This window comes from Syntrophotalea acetylenivorans, from assembly GCF_001887775.1.
Taxonomy (GTDB): domain Bacteria; phylum Desulfobacterota; class Desulfuromonadia; order Desulfuromonadales; family Syntrophotaleaceae; genus Syntrophotalea_A; species Syntrophotalea_A acetylenivorans.
Genome location: NZ_CP015519.1, coordinates 2,737,405 through 2,757,787, shown reverse-complemented (window position 1 = coordinate 2,757,787; position 20,383 = coordinate 2,737,405). Strand labels below are relative to the sequence as shown.

Here is a 20,383-nt window from a genome sequence, read left to right as displayed (position 1 = left end):
CCCTGATCTGCAGGGTATACGATTTGGATGCACACCTCATTAATCGGTTATCAGCGAGTATAAGCCGCATCGCTGTTGACGGCAACAGACTTCTGGAGGATAAACCTAGGACGAGAATGTTCTTCATAATCTCCTACCGGTTACCAGCCAGACAACGCGCTGCGGGCAATCGACCGATGACTCTGGGGCTTCCCAAAATCTCTTTGCCGGACCGTTGAAATTCGGGAAATGGTTGTTATACTTTCCGGGCTTTTGTATAGGCTTCATTAAGTTGACGTGTGACATCCCATCTAACGGTTATGAACCTGCTGCGTTGCATACACACTCACTTTCACCGCTTTTTAAGCGTTGTTCTTGCATTTTTAACTGAGCCTGGCACCGGAGATAAGTTGCCTGATTTTAAATAAATTCCGGTGGTGACCAATTTGGGCCCTGATACCAGGCATGAAAATCCGGGAGACAGCTGATGCGTTTATTGATCGTGGACGATGAAAAGAACATTCGCCATCTCTACGCCGCCGACCTGCAAGATGCCGGTTATCAGGTCGATACGGCCGAAAGCGGCGCTGCGGCAGCAGAATTGCTCAATCGTTTTACTTTTGACCTGGTGGTGCTCGATATCCATATGGGCAACGAAAGTGGTCTTGATATCCTTCAGGATATTGTCCAGGAAAGAAAGGATTTACCGGTAATCCTCTGCAGCGCCTACAGCTGCTACAAAGAGGATTTTTCGTCCTGGCTGGCCGATGGCTATGTGGTCAAAAGTTCCGACACCTCAGCCTTAAAGGCGGAGATCGAAAGAGTTTTGGCAAAGAGAGGAAGTAAAACCAACGGAGGCAATGCATGAAGGCAGTCATCATGGCCGGGGGCTTCGGCACCCGTATTCAACCACTCACCATCAACATGCCGAAACCAATGATTCCCCTGGTGAATCGGCCGATCATGCTGCATATCGTCGAACTGTTGAAACAACACGGCATCTCCGAACTCATCATGCTGCTCTACCATCAACCGGAAGTCATCAAGCACTATTTTGGTGATGGCAGCGAATACGGTGTGCGCATCACCTATGTCACCCCCCTGGAAGACCTGGGAACGGCCGGGGCCGTCAAGGCCGCCGCTGCCTATCTCGACGAACGATTTATGCTCATCAGCGGTGATCTGCTGACCGATTTCGACCTGTCGGCCATTGTAGACTTCCATGAACAGAAGCAAGCCAAAGCGACCATCACCTTAACCCCGGTTACCGACCCCCTGCAATTCGGCGTAGTCATCACCGACAAACAGGGCCGCATCACCAAATTTCTGGAAAAACCGGGATGGGGGGAAGTCTTTTCCGATACGATTAATACCGGCATCTACGTCTTGGAGCCAGAGGTTCTCGATTTGATCCCCGAAGGCGAGAATCGCGACTGGTCCAAAGACGTCTTTCCGCAGATGCTGGCCGACCAGGCACCCTTATTCGGCTGCAACCAGACCGGATACTGGGCCGACATCGGCAACACCGACGCCTACCTGGAGGCCAGCCAGGACATTTTGCAAGGCAAGGTAGACGTGCATATCGACGAAAGCCCGGCACCCGGGCTTGAGCGGATTTATCTGGGCGAGGAGACCCTTCTCAGCGACGGTCAACCGGCCCTGCTGGAAGGCATGGTCGTGATTGGCAGCAACACTCAAATCAAGGGCCGAGCCCGGTTGAAAAACTGTATCATCGGCCGTAACTGTATCATTGAAGACGGCGTCGAGCTTGAAAACACCGTGGTCTGGGACAACGTCTACCTCAAGCGGGACAGCCGCGTTCAAGGGGCGGGTCTCTGTCACCGCATTCGCATGGGACGCGGGGTGGTCATCGAGGAAGGCGTCATTCTCGGTGACGACACCACCGTTGGCGACGAAGTCTATATTAAAAAGGACGTCAAGGTCTGGCCCAGCAAGATCATCGAAGGGGGCTCCATCGTCACCGCCAATATGATCTGGGGTGAAAAGTGGCGCAAGATGCTCTTCGAAGGGGCCAAGGTCGGAGGGCTGACCAACATCGAGCTGACACCGGAATTCTGCGCTAAACTCGGCGCCGCCTACGGTTCGACTCTGCCTCGGGATTCCTATGTACTGGCAGGCCGCGACGTGATTCGTTCATCGCGCATGCTCAAACGAGCCTTCGTCGGTGGCCTGCTGTCGGCCGGCGTCAACGTGCGGGATACCAAACGCATCCCTTTGCCGGTATTGCGCTACAAACTCACCACCTTCGGTGAAGTTGGCGGTGTACACTTTCGCCAGGCGCGGGAAGACCTGGCAGCAACGGAAATTATCTTTCACGATGCTGACGGAATGGAGCTCTCCTCGGGTATGGCCAAGGGCATTGAGCGAGTCTTTTTTAAAGAGAATTTCCGCCGGGTTCATTTCAGCGAGCCTGGAGCCATCAAGGAAATCCCGCAGATTTTCGACTACTATTGCGAGGGTTTTCTACGCGCGCTGGACGGCAATTTGCTACGGAGCAAAGGGCTCAAGGTGGTCCTTGACCTCAATCATTCGCCGGCCGGCGAACTGCTGCCCAGACTGCTAACCCAACTCGGCTGCAACGTCATTGAACTTAATTCCAACGTCGATGAGAGTGTCACCGGCAACTCGCCTGAGGATATCGAACAAGCCCTGGATCAGCTCTCACGCATCGTCACTTGCCTCGGTGCGACCATCGGCTGCCGGATCTGCCCCTCCGGTGAGCGGTTGCAACTGGTAGACGAAACCGGAGTCATCCTATCCGAGATCGACCTGCTCAACTGCGTTACGGCGTTGGTCTGCCGAGCCGAGCACAACGGCGTGCTGGTCATGCCGGTGGCGGCCCCGGAAACAGTGGAACAGCTTGCCGGCGACTGGAGCATGACGGTCAAGCGCACTAAAAACAACGCCCGTTCCCTTGTAGAAGCGGGTAGCGAACGACAGGTACAACTGGTGGCTGCCATGGATGGCCGACTGGCCTTTCCGCCCTTCCAGCCCCATTTCGACGGCCTGTTCAGCATCGCCAAGATCCTTGAGTTGCTGGCCCGCACCGAACAAACTCTCGGCGGCATACGCCAGACTCTGCCGACACGGAGCTACCGTCAGGCCCAGATACCCTGTTCCTGGGAGCTTAAAGGCGGCCTGATGCGTAAGATGAGTGAACATTCCGTTGATCTGGAAGCCTCATTCCTGGATGGCGTCAAAGTGCGCATCGACAACGATTGGGTATTGGTCCTTCCCGACCAGCATCGTCCGGTAATGCATATTATTGCCGAATCGGTCGTTGCGAATCGGGCCGACACCCTGTTGGAGGTCTACTGCCAGCGGATTGAGGAATGGAAACAGGAGCTTCTGCAAAGCTAACCGGCTATGCCCGGAGGTTTCATGCAATCCCTGCAAGTGGCCTTGATATGGCATATGCACCAGCCAGACTATCGTGACCCGGCCAGCAGTCGAGTTCTGTTGCCCTGGACCTATTTACATGCCGTCAAGGACTACAGCGAGATGCTGCGCACCGCCCGGGAGGTACCGGGCGCCAGAATGACCTTCAACCTGGTACCGACCCTGTTGGAGCAGCTGGCGGACTATCAAGCCGGCAGAGCAAAGGATTTATGGCTGGAAACGGCACGCATGAACCCGGAGGAAATGACGGACGGGGAGCGCATCTTCGCGGTGAACTCCTTTTTTTCCGTTCATAACGAACGGCATATTCAACCCCATCGCCGCTATCGCGAACTGGCCCGGTTGCGGAATGACGACAGCGCTCCGGAATCGGCCAGACGCTTTAAAACCCAGGACCTGCGTGATTTGCAGGTCTTGTTCCTGCTGGCCTGGTCCGGACATTACCTGCGCCGGGAATCAAACACGGTAAGTGCGTTGTTGCGAAAAGGCGCGTCCTTTAGCGAAGGGGACAAACAGGCCCTGCTGGATTGTTACGACCAAGTTGTGGCCGAAGTGCTGCAAGCCTATCGTCAGTCCGAACAGGACGGCACCATCGAACTGTCGATCAGTCCTTATGCTCACCCCATCCTGCCCTTGCTGTGCGACAGCGAGATAGCCCGTAGCGCCCGCAAGGATGCCCTGTTGCCAACCAAACCCTTTCGGTTTCCGGAAGACGCCCGACAACAGGTTCGCTACGGCCAACAGATCGCCTCCCGGTATCTCGGCGAGCAGCCCAGGGGAGTGTGGCCGGCAGAGGGGGCAGTTAGCGCCGCAGCGTTGACTATTCTGCAACAAGAGGGGGCCCTGTGGGCTGCTTCGGACGAGGCGATTCTAGCCAACAGCCTGGCAGACGGCTTGCGGGACCGGAAACAACTCTACCGGCCCTATCATTATCAAGGGTTCCCCCTGCTCTTTCGCGATCGGGAGCTTTCCGACCGCATTGGGTTCGTCTATGCCCGCTGGGATCCTCAGGCGGCAGCGAAGGATCTGCTGGACCGCCTGCGGGCCATTGCCAAACAGGTACCGGGAGGTCTGGTTACTCTGATTCTGGACGGTGAAAATTGCTGGGAAAGTTATGCTGACAACGGCTATCCATTTTTAAATGCTTTTTATCGCGGTCTACAGAAGGATGCCACCCTGAAAATGGTCACCGTCGGCGAAGCTCTGACCGATCGGAAGGCAACAGCGTTGCCAAGCCTGGCACCGGGGTCCTGGATCAACGGCGATTTTGATGTCTGGATCGGCCACAACGAAGAGAACACCGCCTGGGAATGGCTGCATCGCGTACGGCGGGAAACCATCGTCGAAGGAATCAATAATGACTATGGTCAGGACCTGCCCAAGCCGCTGCTGCATCTGCTGAGAGCCGAAGGGAGCGACTGGTTCTGGTGGTTTGGCGACCATCACCCCACTGCCCAGGCCGCGACCTTTGACCGCCTGTTCCGCCATCAACTACAGGCTGTATATCAAAACACCGGTCTGACCGTGCCCGGCTTTTTGCACCATCCCATCAAAGAGCCGTTGCGGCACAGTCGCATTCACGAGCCGATCGCGCTCATCAGCCCTCAAATCGATGGCCACGTCAGCGACTATTTCGAATGGCTGGCAGCCGGCAGCGTTGAGCTGCAATCGGGCGGGGCGATGCACGCCGTTTCGCAGGAACTGACCAATATTTTCTTCGGCTATGACGAAAATAACTTTTATCTGCGCATCGATTTCGGTACCTGGCAGGAAGAACTTGTCGCCAAAGATGCGATCCTGGAGATTCGCATTTCAGGACCACGGGATTTACAAGCGCATTTTGTGCCTTCCAGCGGAGTGCTGACCATCAAATCAGCCGATGATAAACCGATGACTAATGCCGGCCGGGCAGCCTACCACTCGATCTTCGAGCTGGCCTTGGCCTTAAAACCTTTGGGGCTGGCAGCGATGGACAATTTTGCGTTATCCTGCCACCTCTACCGGACCGGCGGCGAAACAGCCCGCTGGCCCGATCAGGGGACAATCAGGCTCTGCTACCGGGGCACCGAACTGGAAGCACAACACTGGTTCGTCTGAGCCCTCAGTTTCTACAGGAACATGCTGCAACAATCTGTCGGAAGGAGATATGCCGTGTCCGAAATGCGCTGGGACCCGCTGAAAAACATCTGGGTTGCCGTAGCTGACAAGCGGGGCCGAGGCCCGAAGGACTTTTTTCTGGAACGCCAGAAACTGACCACTACCGCCTGCCCCTTCTGCTATGGCCAGGAAAGCAAGACCCCCGCTGAAATCTTTGCCCTGCGCCCCGATGGCAGTTTGCCCAACCAACCGGGCTGGCGGGTAAGGGTAGTACCGAATAAATATCCCATGCTCGGTATTGAAGGAGAGTTGGGCCAGCGCGGCGAGGGACTCTACGATGCCATGAACGGAATCGGCGCTCACGAGGTGATTATTGAAACTCCCGACCATGACCGAAGCACCGCCGACCTTTCCACCACAGAATTGGCCGATGTGCTGCATGCCGTGCAAACCCGTCTGATCGACCTGCGTCGGGACCAGCGCTTCAGTTGTATTTTACCCTTCAAGAGCCACGGGGTGGAAGCTGGCGCCACCATCCCCCATGCCTATTTACAGATTTTGGCCCTGCCGATCATTCCACCAGAGGTGAGGGCAACCTTAGTCTCGAGCCAAAGCTATTTTGCGCGCAAGGAGCGCTGCCTGTTGTGCGACATTCTCGCCCAGGAGATCACCGACGGCCGCCGCATCGTGCGTAACGACGGCGAGTTTCTGGCCTTTGCTCCTTATGCCTCGCGACGGCCTTTCGAGATCATGATCGCCCCGCAACGGCACAGTCACGACTTCGCCCAGCTTGACCACAGCGGCTTGGCTCGCCTGGCTGAAACCCTGGGTGATCTGCTGCGCCGTCAGCGGCAGGTACTACGTGACCCAGCCTACAACTTTGTTCTGTACAGCGCCCCACTGCCCCATCGGCGGCCGGGAAAACCCCACTACTGGAGTTCCCTGGCATACGATTATCATTGGCATATCGAACTGGCGCCGCACCTGGCCCGCCCCATCGGCCTGGAATGGGGTACCGGTTTTTACTGTAACCCTACAGCTCCTGAAGAAGCCGCCGCGTTTCTCCGTGATGCCCCCCTGAACCTTCCTTCTTAAGCTATCGGAATCGCCATGTCTTCTGTTTCTATTGACCGGACACCCTACTTTCCCCTCTCGGTGCCTTTTTCCGCCCTGGCGCGGAAACGCTACGAGCTGGTCCTTGAGCCGCCCCGCCCCTCCTCCGCCGAAGCCCTCTATTATTTGCGACTGGCTGGTGCAAAACTGCCGACTACGGTCGGTGGCGGGGCACAACTCAATCTGCTGGCGCAACTGAACCGGGCTCTGCGCAAGCTCGGCGAGCGGTTTCTCTCCCAAAGGATCAGCGAAGGGCTTTGCTTTGATCTTGCCGGACTGCAACCAAGCCTGCAAACACTCATTGAGCTGTTTCCGCCACACACGGTATTGAGCGGCGAACCTTTGGCGAAATATCTGTCGGTCACATCGGACGGTTATCGAAAAACTCTACTGGAGTTGTTTCTGCTCGCCGTACAAAATGACAATCCAGCCACAACGGACCTGCGCTCGTTATTCGATGACACGGGTCTGCAACAACGCTGCGACTACCGCCAGCTACTATCCCGGCTCGATACCCTGCTGACGGATGAAGAAGGTATAGGTTCTTTGGGAACCTCCCTCACCGCCCTGTTGTGGGCGCCCATCAAGGCTTCGCCCCATTCTCTGGCCGACCAGTTAAACTACGTGAGGCTCCACTGGGCGGAGTTTCTGCCGGCAGATTTACTGCTAAGCATCGACAGTGCCTTTGACGTGCTTGCCAGCGAAGAGCAGCAAAGGGGCTGGGGGAAACCGCAGGTGCCGGTGCCCCACTACCCGGCGGCAACCAGGACCGAACCGGAGGCCGAACGCTTTTCCCCCGATACCGACTGGATGCCCCGGACGGTTCTGATCGCCAAAACCATCTATGTCTGGCTCGATCAGCTCTCCAGCCAGTACGGCCGGCCCATACACCGTCTGAGCCAGATCCCCGACGCCGAACTCGACCTGCTGGCAAAGCGCGGCTTTACCGCCCTGTGGCTGATCGGCCTCTGGGAGCGCTCGCCGGCCTCAAAGCAGATCAAGCGCATCATGGGCAACCCCGAGGCCGAAGCGTCGGCCTACTCCCTCTACGACTACACCGTAGCCGAGGATCTCGGCGGTCAGCAGGATCTGGATGAACTCCATGACCGCTGCTGGCAGAGGGGGCTGCGACTGGCCTGCGACGTAGTCCCCAACCATACCGGCATCGTTTCCCGTTGGATGGAAGAGCACCCCGACTGGTTCGTGCAACTCGACTATCCGCCCTTCCCCTGCTACCGATTCGACGGCCCCGACCTCTCCAGCAGAGATGACGTCACCCTGCAGATCGAGAACGGCTACTTCGACCACAGCGATGCGGCGGTGGTGTTCCAGCACATCGACCGGACCAGCGGCCGGGTCCGCTACATCTACCACGGCAACGACGGCACCCATACCCCCTGGAACGATACCGCGCAGCTCAATTTTCTGATGGCCGAAGTGCGCGAAGCGATGATTCAGACCATCTTGCAGGTGGCCCGGACCTTCAAGGTGATCCGCTTTGATGCCGCCATGACCCTGGCAAAAAAACACTACCAGCGCCTATGGTTTCCTCGCCCCGGCGGCGGCGCCGGAGTCCCTTCCCGGGCCGAACACTGGATGGAAGCCGAAGAATTCGACCGGATCTTTCCCGTGGAGTTCTGGCGCGAGGTGGTCGACCGGGTCGCTGCCGAGGTCCCCGACACCCTGCTGCTGGCCGAGGCCTTCTGGCTGATGGAGGGATTTTTCGTTCGTACCCTGGGCATGCACCGGGTCTACAACAGTGCCTTCATGCACATGTTCAAGAACGAGGACAACGGTAAATATCAGCAACTGCTGCGCAATACTCTGGAGTTCAACCCGGAAATCCTCAAGCGCTTCGTCAATTTCATGAATAATCCCGACGAGGCCACTGCGGTGGAGCAATTCGGCAGGGGAGATAAATACTTCGGGGTGGCGGTCATACTGGTCACCCTGCCCGGTCTGCCCATGTTCGGCCACGGTCAGATCGAGGGTTTTGCCGAAAAGTACGGCATGGAGTACCGGCGTGCCTACTGGGAAGAGACGGTCGATGAGGGCTTCGTCGCCCATCACGAAACCCAGATATTTCCTCTGCTCCATCAACGCCACCTATTCAGCGAAGCCGAGCTTTTTGAACTCTATCCCTTCGAAACGGCCCACGGGGTCAATAATGACGTCTTCGCCTATTCCAACGGCTGCGGGCAGCAGCGGGCACTGGTGGTCTATCACAACCGATCCGGGTCTGCAGCTGGCTGGGTTCGCCACAGCGTACCTAAAGCCCGGCTTGGCGCCCACGGCGGTCGCCAGCCATCGACCACCACCCTGACCGCCGCTCTCGGGGTAAACAGCGACAGCCGCCATTACTATCGCTTTCGCGATCAGCATAGCGGGCAACACTACCTGCGCTCTGGTGCTGAGTTGGAAGAAAAGGGTCTGTTCTTCCAGCTGGAAGGCTATCAGTACCAGGTCTTTGTTGATTTTTGTGAGCTGATCGATACCGACGGCAGCTGGAGCCGCTTATGCAGGCAACTCAACGGTCAACCGGTAAGTGATCTTGATTTGGAACTCAAGCGTCTTCATCTAGAACCCCTGCTGAGCGCCTTTGATCGACTGCTGCAAGACCCGTTTTGGGACCGGCTACTCCCTTCGACAGCCACCGAAGAAGCCACTGCGGAGTTGAGCGGACTAAAGACCGAACCGTTGCTGGGGGGCTTCGAGGCGTTTATCGGCCAATTGCAGCCTCTCACCGGTCCGCATGGGGACAGCACTGAGTTGGTGGCAGGGCTGGCCTCTGAGCTTCAAGCGCTAAGCAAGTTTTCAGCCTCCACAGGCAGAAAACCCGATAAGATCTCTATCCGCCGCGAGCTTTGCCGTATCCTGGCTGAATCGCTAAACGAGGTACTACCAGCCTATCTGCTTCTCCATCGCCTTGGCGACCTCACACCCGGCGACAACGACCCGACTCGCGTCATCGCCTGGCTCGATGATTACCTGCTGCGCGAGCCCTTGGTTCAATGCCTTATCAACAAAGATCAGTTGCTGTTGATCGCCCTGATCCGCTGGCAAGACCTGTTGGCGAAGGAGTTTTCGCTAAGTGATCTGGTCACTGACGACACGGTTCGTGATTTTCTTCAGGTGCATGAATACGAAGGCCATCAATGGATGTGTGCCGAGCGACTTAGCGAGCTGGCTTCGGGCCTGTTCGCCATATCGGCCCTGGTTGCCGCAACTCAAGAGACCGGAGCAGCCCTGAATCTGCGCCTTGAGCGCCTATGGGAACAGGCGCAAAAGCTGGTCGCCGCCGGGAAACATGCCGGTTATCGCCTTGACCGCCTGCAAAGCTTACGATAAGTTTTTTTCGACTGCTACTTCTGTGAGGTCTATCGATGAACATTCTGCTTGTCGCTTCCGAAGTGACTCCCTTTGCCAAAACCGGTGGGCTGGCTGATGTCGCCGGCGCCTTGCCGCAAGCCCTGGCTCATCTCGGCCACGACGTTCGAATCTGTATGCCCTATTACCGTAGCATCAGCGAAAAACCCTTCGTCACCAAACGACTCGAAGTGACTGTTGAAGTGGAGATCGCCGGTGCCCTCCGCAGCGTCGGTATTTACCTGGGGCGGCTTGGGGAAGTTCCTGTCTATTTTCTCGACTATCCCGAATTCTTTCAGCGTCAGGGATTATACGGCACAGCCGCTGGCGACTATCCAGACAACGCCCAGCGTTTCGGGCTCTTTTGTCGAGCGGTGCTCGAAGCCCTGCCGCAACTCGACTTTCGCCCCGACGTGCTGCACCTCAACGACTGGCAAACGGGGTTGATTCCAGTGCTGTTGCACAGTGAACGGGCGGCCGACCCTTTTTACACCCGCACCGGCACCGTGATGACCATTCACAACCTCGGCTATCAGGGACTGTTTCCCCCGGAAGCCCTGACCGAGATCGGTCTCGACCCGGGCCTTTTTCACATGGAAGGACTGGAATATTACGGCCAGCTTTCCTTCCTCAAAGGGGGGCTGTTCTTCTCCGACCTGGTCACCACCGTTTCTCCCAGTTACTGTCGGGAGATTCAAACCCCTGAATTCGGTCACGGCTTCGAAGGCATTCTTCATAAACGACGCAAGGAGCTGATCGGCATCCTTAACGGGATCGATTGCCAACAGTGGAACCCGGCCACCGATGCCGCCTTGCATACCCCGTACAGCGCCGAAAATCCGAAGGCCAAGATACAAAATAAACTCGATTTGCAGCACAGATTGGGACTGGCACGGGACAGCCACCTGCCGATAGTGGCCATGGTCACCCGCCTCGCCACCCAGAAAGGCCTGGATATTCTAGAAGCGGCCTGGCCTCAACTGATTCGCCGCCCCCTGCAATTCGTCCTGCTCGGCGACGGCGAGGAAAAACATATGGCCTTCTTCCGTCGCTTACAAGACAAACACCCGGAACTGGTCTCCATTACCTTGAGTTTTGATGACTCATTGGCCCGACGCATCTACGCCGGCAGCGACCTGTTCTTAATGCCAAGCCATTACGAACCCTGTGGCCTCGGCCAGCTCATCGCCCTGCGTTATGGTGCTATCCCTCTGGTGCGACGTACCGGCGGCCTGGCCGACACGGTATCCGATGTCGACAAAAACCCGCTAGGCAATGGCTTTGTCTTCACGGCCCCGACCGCCAAGGCCCTCATAAAAACCCTCAATCGGGCCCTTAAACGCTACCATGACCATGATGATTGGGCGTGTCTGGTACAGCGGGCCATGGCCGAGGACTTTTCCTGGGAACAGTCGGCCGGCCGCTATGTGGAGATTTATCAACGAGCTCAGGAGTGTAAAGGTGAGTGAGTCAATGTCAGACGAAAAATTGAACGTGGCAACCCCGGAACCGGAATCGGAGGGCGAACTTGAGCGGTTGTGCCGCGATATCGAGCGGCAGATCCGCAGCAACCAACGCTTTCTGGAAGGGTTTATGAACGAGAATTTAGAGGACGAGGAAGAATAGCCTGCGGTTGAAACAACCGCTGAAGTCTTGAAGTGCCAAATAGCAAAGGCCCGCAGGAAATTTCCTGCGGGCCTTTGCTATGGAATTGTCTGCCATCGAGGCATGATCGTCGCAGTCTTTACTCGCAGAGAAGTCGGAGTTCAGTCCAGGTACTTTTTCAACTCCCCGGCTTCCGGCACCTTGCCCACCAGCTTGACCGCGCCGTCGACGGCCAGGGCCGGGGTCATCATGACGCCGAAGGTCGCAATCTCCTTGATGTCCGTCACCTTCACCAGCTGGTAATCGATGCCAAGTTCATCGGCGGCCAGGCGAGTATTTTCCGCCAGTTTCTGGCATTTGGCGCAGCCCGTACCCAGGATCTGAAGTTTTTTCATCGCGCTCTCCTTTCTTTTACACTTGCAATAGTATTGAAGTAAGGTTTGTCAGCCTGCCGCTCAGCCCCAGAAGGCGCCGAAAATAAGACCGCTGATAGTTGCCATGGCCACCACCAGACAAACAAACACCAGGGTTTTCTTGGTACCCATGACGCTGCGTATGACCAGCATATTTGGCAGACTGAGGGCCGGTCCGGCCAGCAGCAACGCCAGTGCCGGGCCCTTGCCCATGCCGGCGCCGAGCAGCCCCTCGAGAATCGGCACTTCGGTCAGGGTGGCAAAATACATAAAGGCTCCGGCCACCGAGGCGAACAGGTTGGCCCCAGGGAATTGCCGCCCACCGAATTGGCCACCCAGGCCGAAGGGATCAGGCCTTCGGAGCCGGGCTGGCCGAGCAGGGCACCGGCAATCACCACGCCGATCAGCAACAGCGGCAGGATCTGCTTAGCGAAGCCCCAGGAGGAGGAGAACCATTCCTGCATTTCGCCCCGTTCGGTGTTGATGACCAGCGACAATCCGAGCACCCCGACCACGAAGGCCACCTGCGGCATTGTCGGCAACAACAGGGACAGAACCAGGGTCGGCAGGCCGACCAGGGCGATCTTCCACCAACAGACCCGAAACCAACCGATCAGGATCAGCGCTAGGGCGATGGCGAACCCGCCGGCAATGGCCCATTTGTGAAAATAGATGGCGTGCCACAGACCGCTGTCGCTGGCAGGGCGTCCCCAATTGGCAAATACCAGGATACCAACCATAGCGGCAAAATAGCCGGCGTTTTGCCATAAGGGGCGGGACACTTCCGGTTCAGGCATCATACCCTGGGCATCGATCTTCTCCAATTCCTCCTTGCGGAAAAAGAAGTGCATGCAAAGGCCGATGACAATGCTGAATAGAACCGCGCCAATGGCGCGGGCAATGCCGATCTCTGGCCCGAGGACCCGGGCAGTGAGAACGATGGCCAGGATGTTGATGGCCGGTCCCGAGTAAAGAAAGGCACAGGCCGGTCCGAGCCCCGCTCCCATGCGATAGATGCCGGCGAACAGGGGCAGAATGGTGCAGGAGCACACCGCTAGTACCGAACCCGAAACCGCGGCCACCCCGTAAGCCAGCACCTTGTTGGCCCTGGCGCCGAGGTACTTCATCACCGAGGCTTGGCTGATGAACACCCCCACCGCCCCGGCGATAAAAAACGCCGGCACCAGACACAACAGCACATGTTCGCGGGCGTACCATTTGACCAGGTAGAGGGACTCCCAGAGAGCGTTCTGCAGGCGCTCGAGACTCTTAAGCCAGTCAACCGGCAGGTAGTAACAAAGCAGAAAACCGGCTACGATCACCGCCAGCGCTTTCCATTCCTTTTTCCAGTTCATAGCAGTTTCCTTGTTTGAAGGATCATCAAGTTCAATGCGCGGGACGACAGCCGGCACGGAATGGCCGACAGAAAATCTCGCTACCTGCCGCCCTCTTCCATTAGCGCCACGCCATAGGCCCGGGCCAGCACCTCCACCGGATGGTACACCGGATAGGGCAGGCAGTGGTTGAACTGCAGCCGGCAGCTCATGCAGTCGGTGACAATGGCCTGGGGGTCCTGGGCGCGGATCTTGTCCATCAGCGGTCCACCCAGGTCGAGGGACTTCTGGTGAAAGTGCTCCTTGAAACCGAACACCCCACCCATGCCGCAGCAGTCGTAGTCGCTACCTACCTCCCCGATATCCAGCTGCGGAACCAGTTTTAGCAGATCAAGGTAGGGGCGACCTATTTTCTTCTCACGCAGATGACAGGGAGCAAAATAGACCATGCGCTCGGGCAAAGGCTGGAAGTCGGTCTTAAGCCGGCCTTCGGTCTGCATGCGGGTCAGATAGAGTGCAAAATCGAGCAGATTTTCGGAAAGCTTGACCCGGGCCAGAGGGTCGAGGGAGGAGAAGTAGCCGTCGTCTTTGAGGATATGCCGGTACATGATCTTGTGCAGAGTCCAGAACTGATTTTCGCCTTTTTCCGGAGCGGGAACCTTTATTTGCCCTTCCTTTGCATCGACCGACTGCTGGTAGGTGTCCGAATAGTAAGCTCGTTCCTTGAGCAGGCTCTTGAGGAAGAAGCCGCAGGTGGGGCAGGAATAGACCAGATCGTGACCATCCTCCAATGTTCCGAGCAGGTTTTCCATGTTAGCCTGACTCAGTTTCAGGGTGCGCTTACGGCCTCCCTCCACCAGAAAGGGCATGCCGCAGCACTGCTGGGGCGGTACGTAGACCGTGGCGTCGTGGTGCTGCAGAATCTCCACCACGCTGCGAGCTATGGCAGGAAACAGGTAGCCGGCGGTGCAGCCGGCGAAATAGGCGACCCGGTGCTCCCCTTTCTGCGGCCGGTCCAGACCACGCTTGGCCGCCCAGGAGAAAAAATTGTCTTTGGGGAAGGTGGGGAGCTGCCGGTCGGGGTGCAGGCGGGTCGCCTTTCGAAGCAGCGATCCGCTAAGTCGATTTGACTGCAGGGCCTGGGTCAGTTTGGGAAAGGTGCCGCACAGTCGGGCCATCAGCGGTACATCGTTGAGCAGGCGGGTCGCCAATGGCATGCCTTCCTTCTCGATATAACGGCTCTTGGCCTCCATCACGTCCATCGGCACCTTGGGGCAGGGGCACAGGCCGCAAAAGGTGCAGAGCTCAGCCAGGTAGCGAAACTGCTCCTCGCTGATCGGTACCCCGTCTTCCCGTTCCTGATCTTGCAGACGGTAGAGCTCGATGAAAAAGGCGCAGTCCTCTTCCATCATGGTACGGCAGGTGTCGCAGTCAGCACAGAGAGTCAGTACATCCCGTAACAGTTCCTGCGGCGTCGGTTCTTTCCGTTTGTCCGGTGCATCCATTGGGTCACCTTCCTTTTGCTAAACGTAGTTCATGCCTAGGGGCCTGTATCACTTCAGTAATTCGCTTGCACGAAAAGGACTTTCTCTTACCCAAAGGGATTTGTATTGCTCTGAACTTTCTCTGGCGAAAAAATCCAGAGGAATACCGTCGCAGCAAAACAGGTTTACCCTTACCTTGGATGCGACACCCCTCAAGTACCTAGTTGTTCACACTTTTAATCTATATTCTCCATAGGCGCTTGAAGTATCGTTTTTCTTATTTTGACAGCTGTATCAAGTTCTATTGGGCTTGCCCCTGCTCCCCGACCGCATTGATCTGGCATTCGAGGCTGGGAATGCAGCACGTGGCTACTGCTACCCCCACAGCTATCAGCTTCGCGCTTTTTACGTTCACAGCCTTTTCGTTATCGACCAGGTTACTTCCCTCTTGGCTTGTTTCCGCTTAACCCATGGAAAAACAACGGTATTCTCTAGCAATCACCTGCAAAATCTTTTTGTTCGTTTTCACGCTCCTGGAATTAGCTATACAGGCTATCAGCCCAAAAGGCATGCATCCGTAAATTCGGATATATTCTAAAAAAAAACTCAAACGTACTTTTCTTTGTGCAGAGCCTCCGAGAGGCGTTGGCGGTAGGTCGCTCCTTCCACGGTGGCCGGCAGATACTCTTGAAGCACCTTCAGCAAGCTGTCGGCCAATAGGCTGCTCTCACTGGCCAGGGAATAGTGAGACCAGGTGCCGTCACGACGGTCTTCTACCAGCCCGGCATTTTTCAGGATCGCAAGATGCCGGGAGGCCGTTGATTGCGGTAGATCGAGAATCGCCATGAGTTTACAGACGCACACCTCGCCGTCGAACAACAAGCAAAGGATCTGCAATCGTGTCTGGTGGGCCAGGGCTTTGAATATTTCCGTGGTTGCTTGCATAGGCAAAGCTTAATCCGGTTTTTCGGATATAGCAAGATTTTTTTTGATTGTCCCGCCCTGCATCCCCTACAGCGCCGAGACCCCGGCGGTCAAGGCCCTCATAAAAATCCTGGATCGGGCCCTGAAACGCTTTCAAAACCACGACGACTGGACGTGTCTGATGCAACGGGCCATGTGAGTGGATACTTTTCTTTGGAACAGTCGGCCGGCCGCTATGTGGAGATTTATCAACGAGCTCAGGAGGGTAAAGGTGACTGAACCAGCTCAACCGCCAGAAACAGAACAAGAACAATCAGATGTGGAACCGATCGATGAATTCGAAAAATTACGCCTGGGTATAGCCCGGCAACTTCGCGCTAACCAGCGCTTTCTTGAGACTTTTTTCGATGAAGACTTTGCGGAAGAGGAGAATGAATAAACCCCTGCCCTCTATTCAACCGGTATTGCGCAGCCCGGCGGCGATGCCATGAATGGTGGCGGCCAACAGGTAGTTGAGTTCACTGCTCTCTTCCCCGGCCCGCTTGCGCCGCAACAACTCGATCTGCATCAGGCTCAAGGGATCAACGTAAGGAGTGCGCAGACGCAGGGACCGGGCCAGGCTCGGTTGATGTTCCATCAGGCGACTCTGGCCGGTGACCTCGAGCACTGACGCCAGGGTCCGCTGGTGCTCGGCAACCACCAGGCCAAAGAAGCGCTCCCGCAACGCCGCATCGCCGACCAGTTCGGCATAGCGCCGCGCGATAGGCAGATCGACCTTGGTCAAAGCCAACTCTACGTTGCGAATCAGGTCGGCGAAGAAAGGACAGTCCTCCATCATCTCGCAGAGCAGCCGCCGAGCCTGCAGCCCCTTGTCGGCAAAGGCGGTCAGCGCCTGACCGACGCCGAACCAGCCGGGCAGCACATGGCGGCTCTGTATCCAGCCGAAGCCCCAGGGAATCGCACGCAAATCCTCTAAACCACCGGCCGTCTTACGCCGCGCCGGTCGCGAACCGATCTTAGCCAGTTCAAATTCAAGCACCGGCGTCGCCTGTTCGAAATAGCCCACCAGATCGGGGTTATCGGCGATATGCGCGCGGTAGAAGTCCAGAGCACTGGCGGACATCTCCTCCAGAGCCTCCTCCCAGCGAGGTTGGGCGGTCGTGTCGCCGTACTCGGGGCACAGCAAACTCTCCAGGCTGGCGGCCACGGTCAGCTCAAAGGTGCGCCGTGCCAGCTCGACATCAGCGTACTTCCAGTTAATAACTTCCCCCTGCTCGGTGATCTTCAACGCTCCGGAGAAACCGTCCCCTGGCTGGCTGAGGATCGCGCGATGGGTGGGACCGCCACCACGGCCGACGGTACCCCCCCGGCCGTGGAACAGACGCAGGTGGATGTTGCACTCCCGTGCGGCTTGCTGCAGAGCCCGTTGCGCCTTGTGAATTTCCCAAGTACTGGTAAACATGCCGCCGTCTTTGTTGGAATCGGAATATCCGAGCATAACCTCCTGACTGCGGCCCCAGGAATCGAGCAGCGCCCCGTAGTCAGCGGAGCTCCACAGCTCGCGACAGATGCTCGCCCCATGGCGCAGATCGTCAATGGACTCGAACAAGGGCACCGGCATCAGCCCCGGATCACCTCTTTTTTCATCCGCCGCCACCCGCACTCCGGCTCGCTCCGCCAGCCGTAGCCAGCGTTTCATGTCCTCGGCACAACTCGTACCACTGATCACATAGCGGCTGATGGCCTGCGGAGCATGCAGCCGTTTCAACTGCGCCACCCCCCGCAAAGTTTCCATCACCGTGACCACCGACTGATCATCACATAGTCCCCGAGCCAGGGCGGCTTCGGCCTCTTCGTGCAGCCGCGCATGCTGGCGGATATCGAGTACCTGCAAGTGGAAACCACAGGTGGACACCTTGCGCAACAAGGGATCGAGGTACTCGCAGACCAGGCGCCGGGCGCGGTGATGCTCCAGGCTGTCCCGCAACAGGCGCAAATCTGTTTCGAACTCAGCGGCGGAGCGATAGCCCTCGGCCGACTGCGGCGAGTGCCGGCAACAGGCCAGACGGTAACCGACGGCCGCTAAAAACTGGCGATAGAGCTCGCATTCAGGAAAGGCGGCCATGGCCTCGGCGGCGGCAGGCAGGGTCTGCCGATACCCCTGCAGAACCTGGCGAAAGGCCGGGCTGGTGGGCACTCGGCAACCGGACGGAGTAAGCAACTCCTTAAGTTGCGCCACATCCTTCAGGTAACTGTCGAGAATCACATGGCGGGCTTTTATCAACGCCGTTTCCGTCGATTCCGGGCTCACCTTCGGATTGCCATCCCGATCGCCGCCGATCCAGGAACCGAAGCGGACCACCGGCGACATTTCGCCGGGTGCAACACGGGACTCAAAGACCTCGTCCAAAGCCGCCGCCAGATCAGGGTAGAAATCGTCCAGGGCGGGGATCAGATAAGGGGCATAGGGGTCGAGCCCCATATCGATTTCGTTTTCTACTGTTGGGTTGTGGCTGCGAATCTCTTCGGTCTGCCACAGCGCGGTAATCTCGCACAAAATCGCCTGTTGATGACGGGCCGCCTCGGCATCGAACAGCAGCGGCCGGTTGAGCTGCTCCAGAGCCCCGGCGATGCGCTGGCGTTTGGTTCGGGTCACCCGTCGAGCCACCTCGGTCGGGTGAGCGGTGAACACCGGCATCACTTCGATGTGGCGCAAGCCCTCAAAAACCTGCTCGGCGCTGAAGCCCTTATCGCGCAGGCGAACCAAAGTGCCGCGCAGCGAACCAGGCTTGTCCTCCGCCTCCGCTGCCAGCCGCACCGCCCTCAGTCTGCGCTTGCGATGCTGGGTTTCCGCCAGGTTGACCAATTCAAAAAAGGTCGAGAAGGCCTTGACGATCTGCCCGGCGTCGGTCAGCGACAACCCGCGAATCAATTCCACCGCCACCTGCAACTGGGGATCGTCCTGCCAGATGCCGGCATCCCCTTGAGCATGATACAATCTCCGGCGATGAGCAATGGCGCCTTGGCGCAACTCCTCTTCCAGCCGGTAGATCTCCTCGCCGGACTGCTCGCGAATCACGGTGCCGAGCAACTTACCCAGGGACCGTACATCCCGCCGCAAAGGCCGCTCCCATAAATCACCGGAAAAGCTGGTCAACTCCGCCAGGCGGGCTAAAGGGTTATCGACTTTCCAATAGAGTTCCTGCATGGTGGCCTGCCTGTTGTTCAAGATGAATAGTAACCGGCGATTTTTCGGCTTCAGGTTTCAGTCTACCCGCTCAGCCGGCTGGTTCAAGACCACTGGCGTGCCCTATTATGCCTTTGGCAAAGCTGGGCAGGTCTTCAATCAATATATAGGAAAGGCCCAACCTGAGGAATCAGGTGAGCCTTTTATAGGTCTTATGTTTTGTAATTTATGAGTTGACATGGGGGTAAATTGAAACCGTCTAAGATAAACGTGGCGATTCACTGCGCCTTCAAATGGTGAATTAGGTATAGTCCCCCCGGAACTCTCTCAGCCACCCTTCGAAGCGATCTTTGGGTCCCTTGGATAAAATCCGGCTGAAGGTTTCCTGGTCGTAGAGATACAGACAATGCCGGATCGCGGTGTAGGGGCTGAAGGTGTTACCAGGATTTTTGGCCATGAAATAATCGCTATACTCTCTGACGGTTTTAAGATTCGTGTTCAAGCTTTTGTGTAGCTCCGACTTTTTAAAGCCACCGTCCAGCTTTAGGATGTCCTGGACGAAGTCATCAACTTTATAGTCTTCGAATTCGAAATCTCTGAAAAAATGTCCCGCGACACGCAGAAAGTTAAAAGCATTGACTGTCTTTTCGCTGGTCACCGTCGATGGCTGATCTGCAGTCTCCCTACTGTCATCAAAGGCGTCGCTGATCGGAGCCACCGTGGCTTGATGGATGAGCTCGGTGGTGGCGTTGCGGATCTCTTTGAACTCACGGTCGGCCAACTCAAAAAGGGCGGATAGAGCATTGATCCTGCGTTTGAGATCTGTAGGAATCGATTTTTTGTATTTAATTTTGTGGTCAAGAACACTCCAGGCATCCTGTATCAAAGACCTGATCTGCACTTCGAAGGGATAGTCGGCATACTGCTGGTATTTCGGCAGGGAGATCATCTGATCGTTCAGGGCAAGATCCATGTGCAGGCCTTTGTAGCCAAACGAATCCTCGGTACTCTCAACAGCCGAGATCTTGTCGGTGACATCGATAATTTTGAAGTGTTGTTTCAATACCTCAGCCACTACTTCAATCTGGTCCTCATAGAGGCAGATAATACGGATGCCGATCAGGTCGGAAAGGTAGTCCTTGATCTCGTATGGCTGGTCATCCGCTTCGAGCTTGCTTTGATATTTACGGTTAAATTTTTTAATACACTCCTCTTTGTCCTTGACCCGGCCTTCGATTTTCGTCACCTCGCCGATATCAGCCCCCTTGAGCAAGGAACTGATGATGCGGATATAGGCCTTCTTGGCCTTCTCGAAGTGTTTCGAGTTGCTGTCGTAGAATTTCCGGAAGGAGTCTTTTTCCTTTTCAAAGTTCAGAGAGGCCAAGATTGGCTCCTTATCCGTTAACGTACGATGGATATTTCATCAAATCCCATAGACCTTTGCACCTATCACATGGCTGG

The 20,383-nt window shown here is 56.7% G+C and carries 13 protein-coding genes and 1 pseudogene; 8 read left to right on the top strand and 6 right to left on the bottom strand.

Annotated features, from left to right (window positions below):
* Positions 1 to 463: 463 nt before the first annotated feature.
* The 7 genes from A7E78_RS12605 (at position 464) to A7E78_RS15105 (ending at position 11,601) form a co-directional block, all read left to right on the top strand.
* The gene (locus A7E78_RS12605; RefSeq protein ID WP_072284611.1) at positions 464 to 847 is read left to right on the top strand and encodes a response regulator; all 384 of its coding nucleotides are present in this window, start codon (positions 464 to 466) and stop codon (positions 845 to 847) included.
* On the top strand, positions 844 to 3,360 hold the full coding sequence (locus A7E78_RS12600; protein ID WP_072284610.1) for a mannose-1-phosphate guanyltransferase: 2,517 nt from the start codon (positions 844 to 846) through the stop codon (positions 3,358 to 3,360). Before A7E78_RS12605 ends, A7E78_RS12600 begins: the two co-directional genes overlap by 4 nt.
* 21 nt (positions 3,361 to 3,381) lie before the next feature.
* Positions 3,382 to 5,496 carry a hypothetical protein gene (locus tag A7E78_RS12595; protein ID WP_072285157.1) on the top strand — a complete coding sequence of 705 codons (2,115 nt, stop codon included), beginning with the start codon at positions 3,382 to 3,384 and terminating at the stop codon, positions 5,494 to 5,496.
* 63 nt (positions 5,497 to 5,559) lie between these two features.
* The gene (locus A7E78_RS12590; protein WP_335743852.1) at positions 5,560 to 6,591 is read left to right on the top strand and encodes a galactose-1-phosphate uridylyltransferase; all 1,032 of its coding nucleotides are present in this window, start codon (positions 5,560 to 5,562) and stop codon (positions 6,589 to 6,591) included.
* Positions 6,592 to 6,606: 15 nt separating this feature from the next.
* The gene (locus tag A7E78_RS12585) at positions 6,607 to 9,957 is read left to right on the top strand and encodes an alpha-amylase family glycosyl hydrolase (protein WP_072284608.1); all 3,351 of its coding nucleotides are present in this window, start codon (positions 6,607 to 6,609) and stop codon (positions 9,955 to 9,957) included.
* 35 nt (positions 9,958 to 9,992) lie between these two features.
* Positions 9,993 to 11,444, top strand: coding sequence for a glycogen synthase GlgA (gene glgA / locus A7E78_RS12580; protein WP_072284607.1), 1,452 nt, complete (start codon positions 9,993 to 9,995; stop codon positions 11,442 to 11,444).
* Complete coding sequence (locus tag A7E78_RS15105; RefSeq protein WP_158516114.1) at positions 11,437 to 11,601, top strand: hypothetical protein; 165 nt, start codon at positions 11,437 to 11,439, stop codon at positions 11,599 to 11,601. Before glgA ends, A7E78_RS15105 begins: the two co-directional genes overlap by 8 nt.
* Before the next feature lie 140 nt (positions 11,602 to 11,741).
* Here the strand turns inward: A7E78_RS15105 and A7E78_RS12575 are convergent, their stop codons facing one another.
* From A7E78_RS12575 to A7E78_RS12560, 4 genes and pseudogenes are all read right to left on the bottom strand, one after another.
* On the bottom strand, positions 11,742 to 11,975 hold the full coding sequence (locus A7E78_RS12575) for a thioredoxin family protein (protein WP_072284606.1): 234 nt from the start codon (positions 11,973 to 11,975) through the stop codon (positions 11,742 to 11,744).
* Between the two features lie 60 nt (positions 11,976 to 12,035).
* Positions 12,036 to 13,348: pseudogene (locus tag A7E78_RS12570) on the bottom strand (permease).
* A gap of 80 nt (positions 13,349 to 13,428) precedes the next feature.
* On the bottom strand, positions 13,429 to 14,832 hold the full coding sequence (locus tag A7E78_RS12565; protein ID WP_072284605.1) for a heterodisulfide reductase-related iron-sulfur binding cluster: 1,404 nt from the start codon (positions 14,830 to 14,832) through the stop codon (positions 13,429 to 13,431).
* Between the two features lie 585 nt (positions 14,833 to 15,417).
* Positions 15,418 to 15,756, bottom strand: a complete 339-nt coding sequence (locus tag A7E78_RS12560; RefSeq protein WP_072284604.1) for an ArsR/SmtB family transcription factor — start codon at positions 15,754 to 15,756, stop codon at positions 15,418 to 15,420.
* Positions 15,757 to 16,006: 250 nt separating this feature from the next.
* Here A7E78_RS12560 and A7E78_RS15100 point away from each other — a divergent pair, with 250 nt between their 5' ends.
* The gene (locus A7E78_RS15100; RefSeq protein ID WP_158516113.1) at positions 16,007 to 16,174 is read left to right on the top strand and encodes a hypothetical protein; all 168 of its coding nucleotides are present in this window, start codon (positions 16,007 to 16,009) and stop codon (positions 16,172 to 16,174) included.
* 15 nt (positions 16,175 to 16,189) lie between these two features.
* Here A7E78_RS15100 and A7E78_RS12555 read toward each other — a convergent pair whose 3' ends face one another.
* Together A7E78_RS12555 and A7E78_RS12545 are read right to left on the bottom strand one after the other, a co-directional pair.
* Positions 16,190 to 18,943: a phosphoenolpyruvate carboxylase gene (locus A7E78_RS12555; RefSeq protein WP_072284603.1), complete on the bottom strand. Its 2,754-nt coding sequence runs from the start codon at positions 18,941 to 18,943 to the stop codon at positions 16,190 to 16,192.
* A gap of 280 nt (positions 18,944 to 19,223) precedes the next feature.
* Positions 19,224 to 20,306 (bottom strand): GTP pyrophosphokinase, encoded by a 1,083-nt coding sequence (locus tag A7E78_RS12545; protein ID WP_072284601.1) that lies wholly within the window; start codon positions 20,304 to 20,306, stop codon positions 19,224 to 19,226.
* Between the last annotated feature and the right edge of the window lie 77 nt (positions 20,307 to 20,383).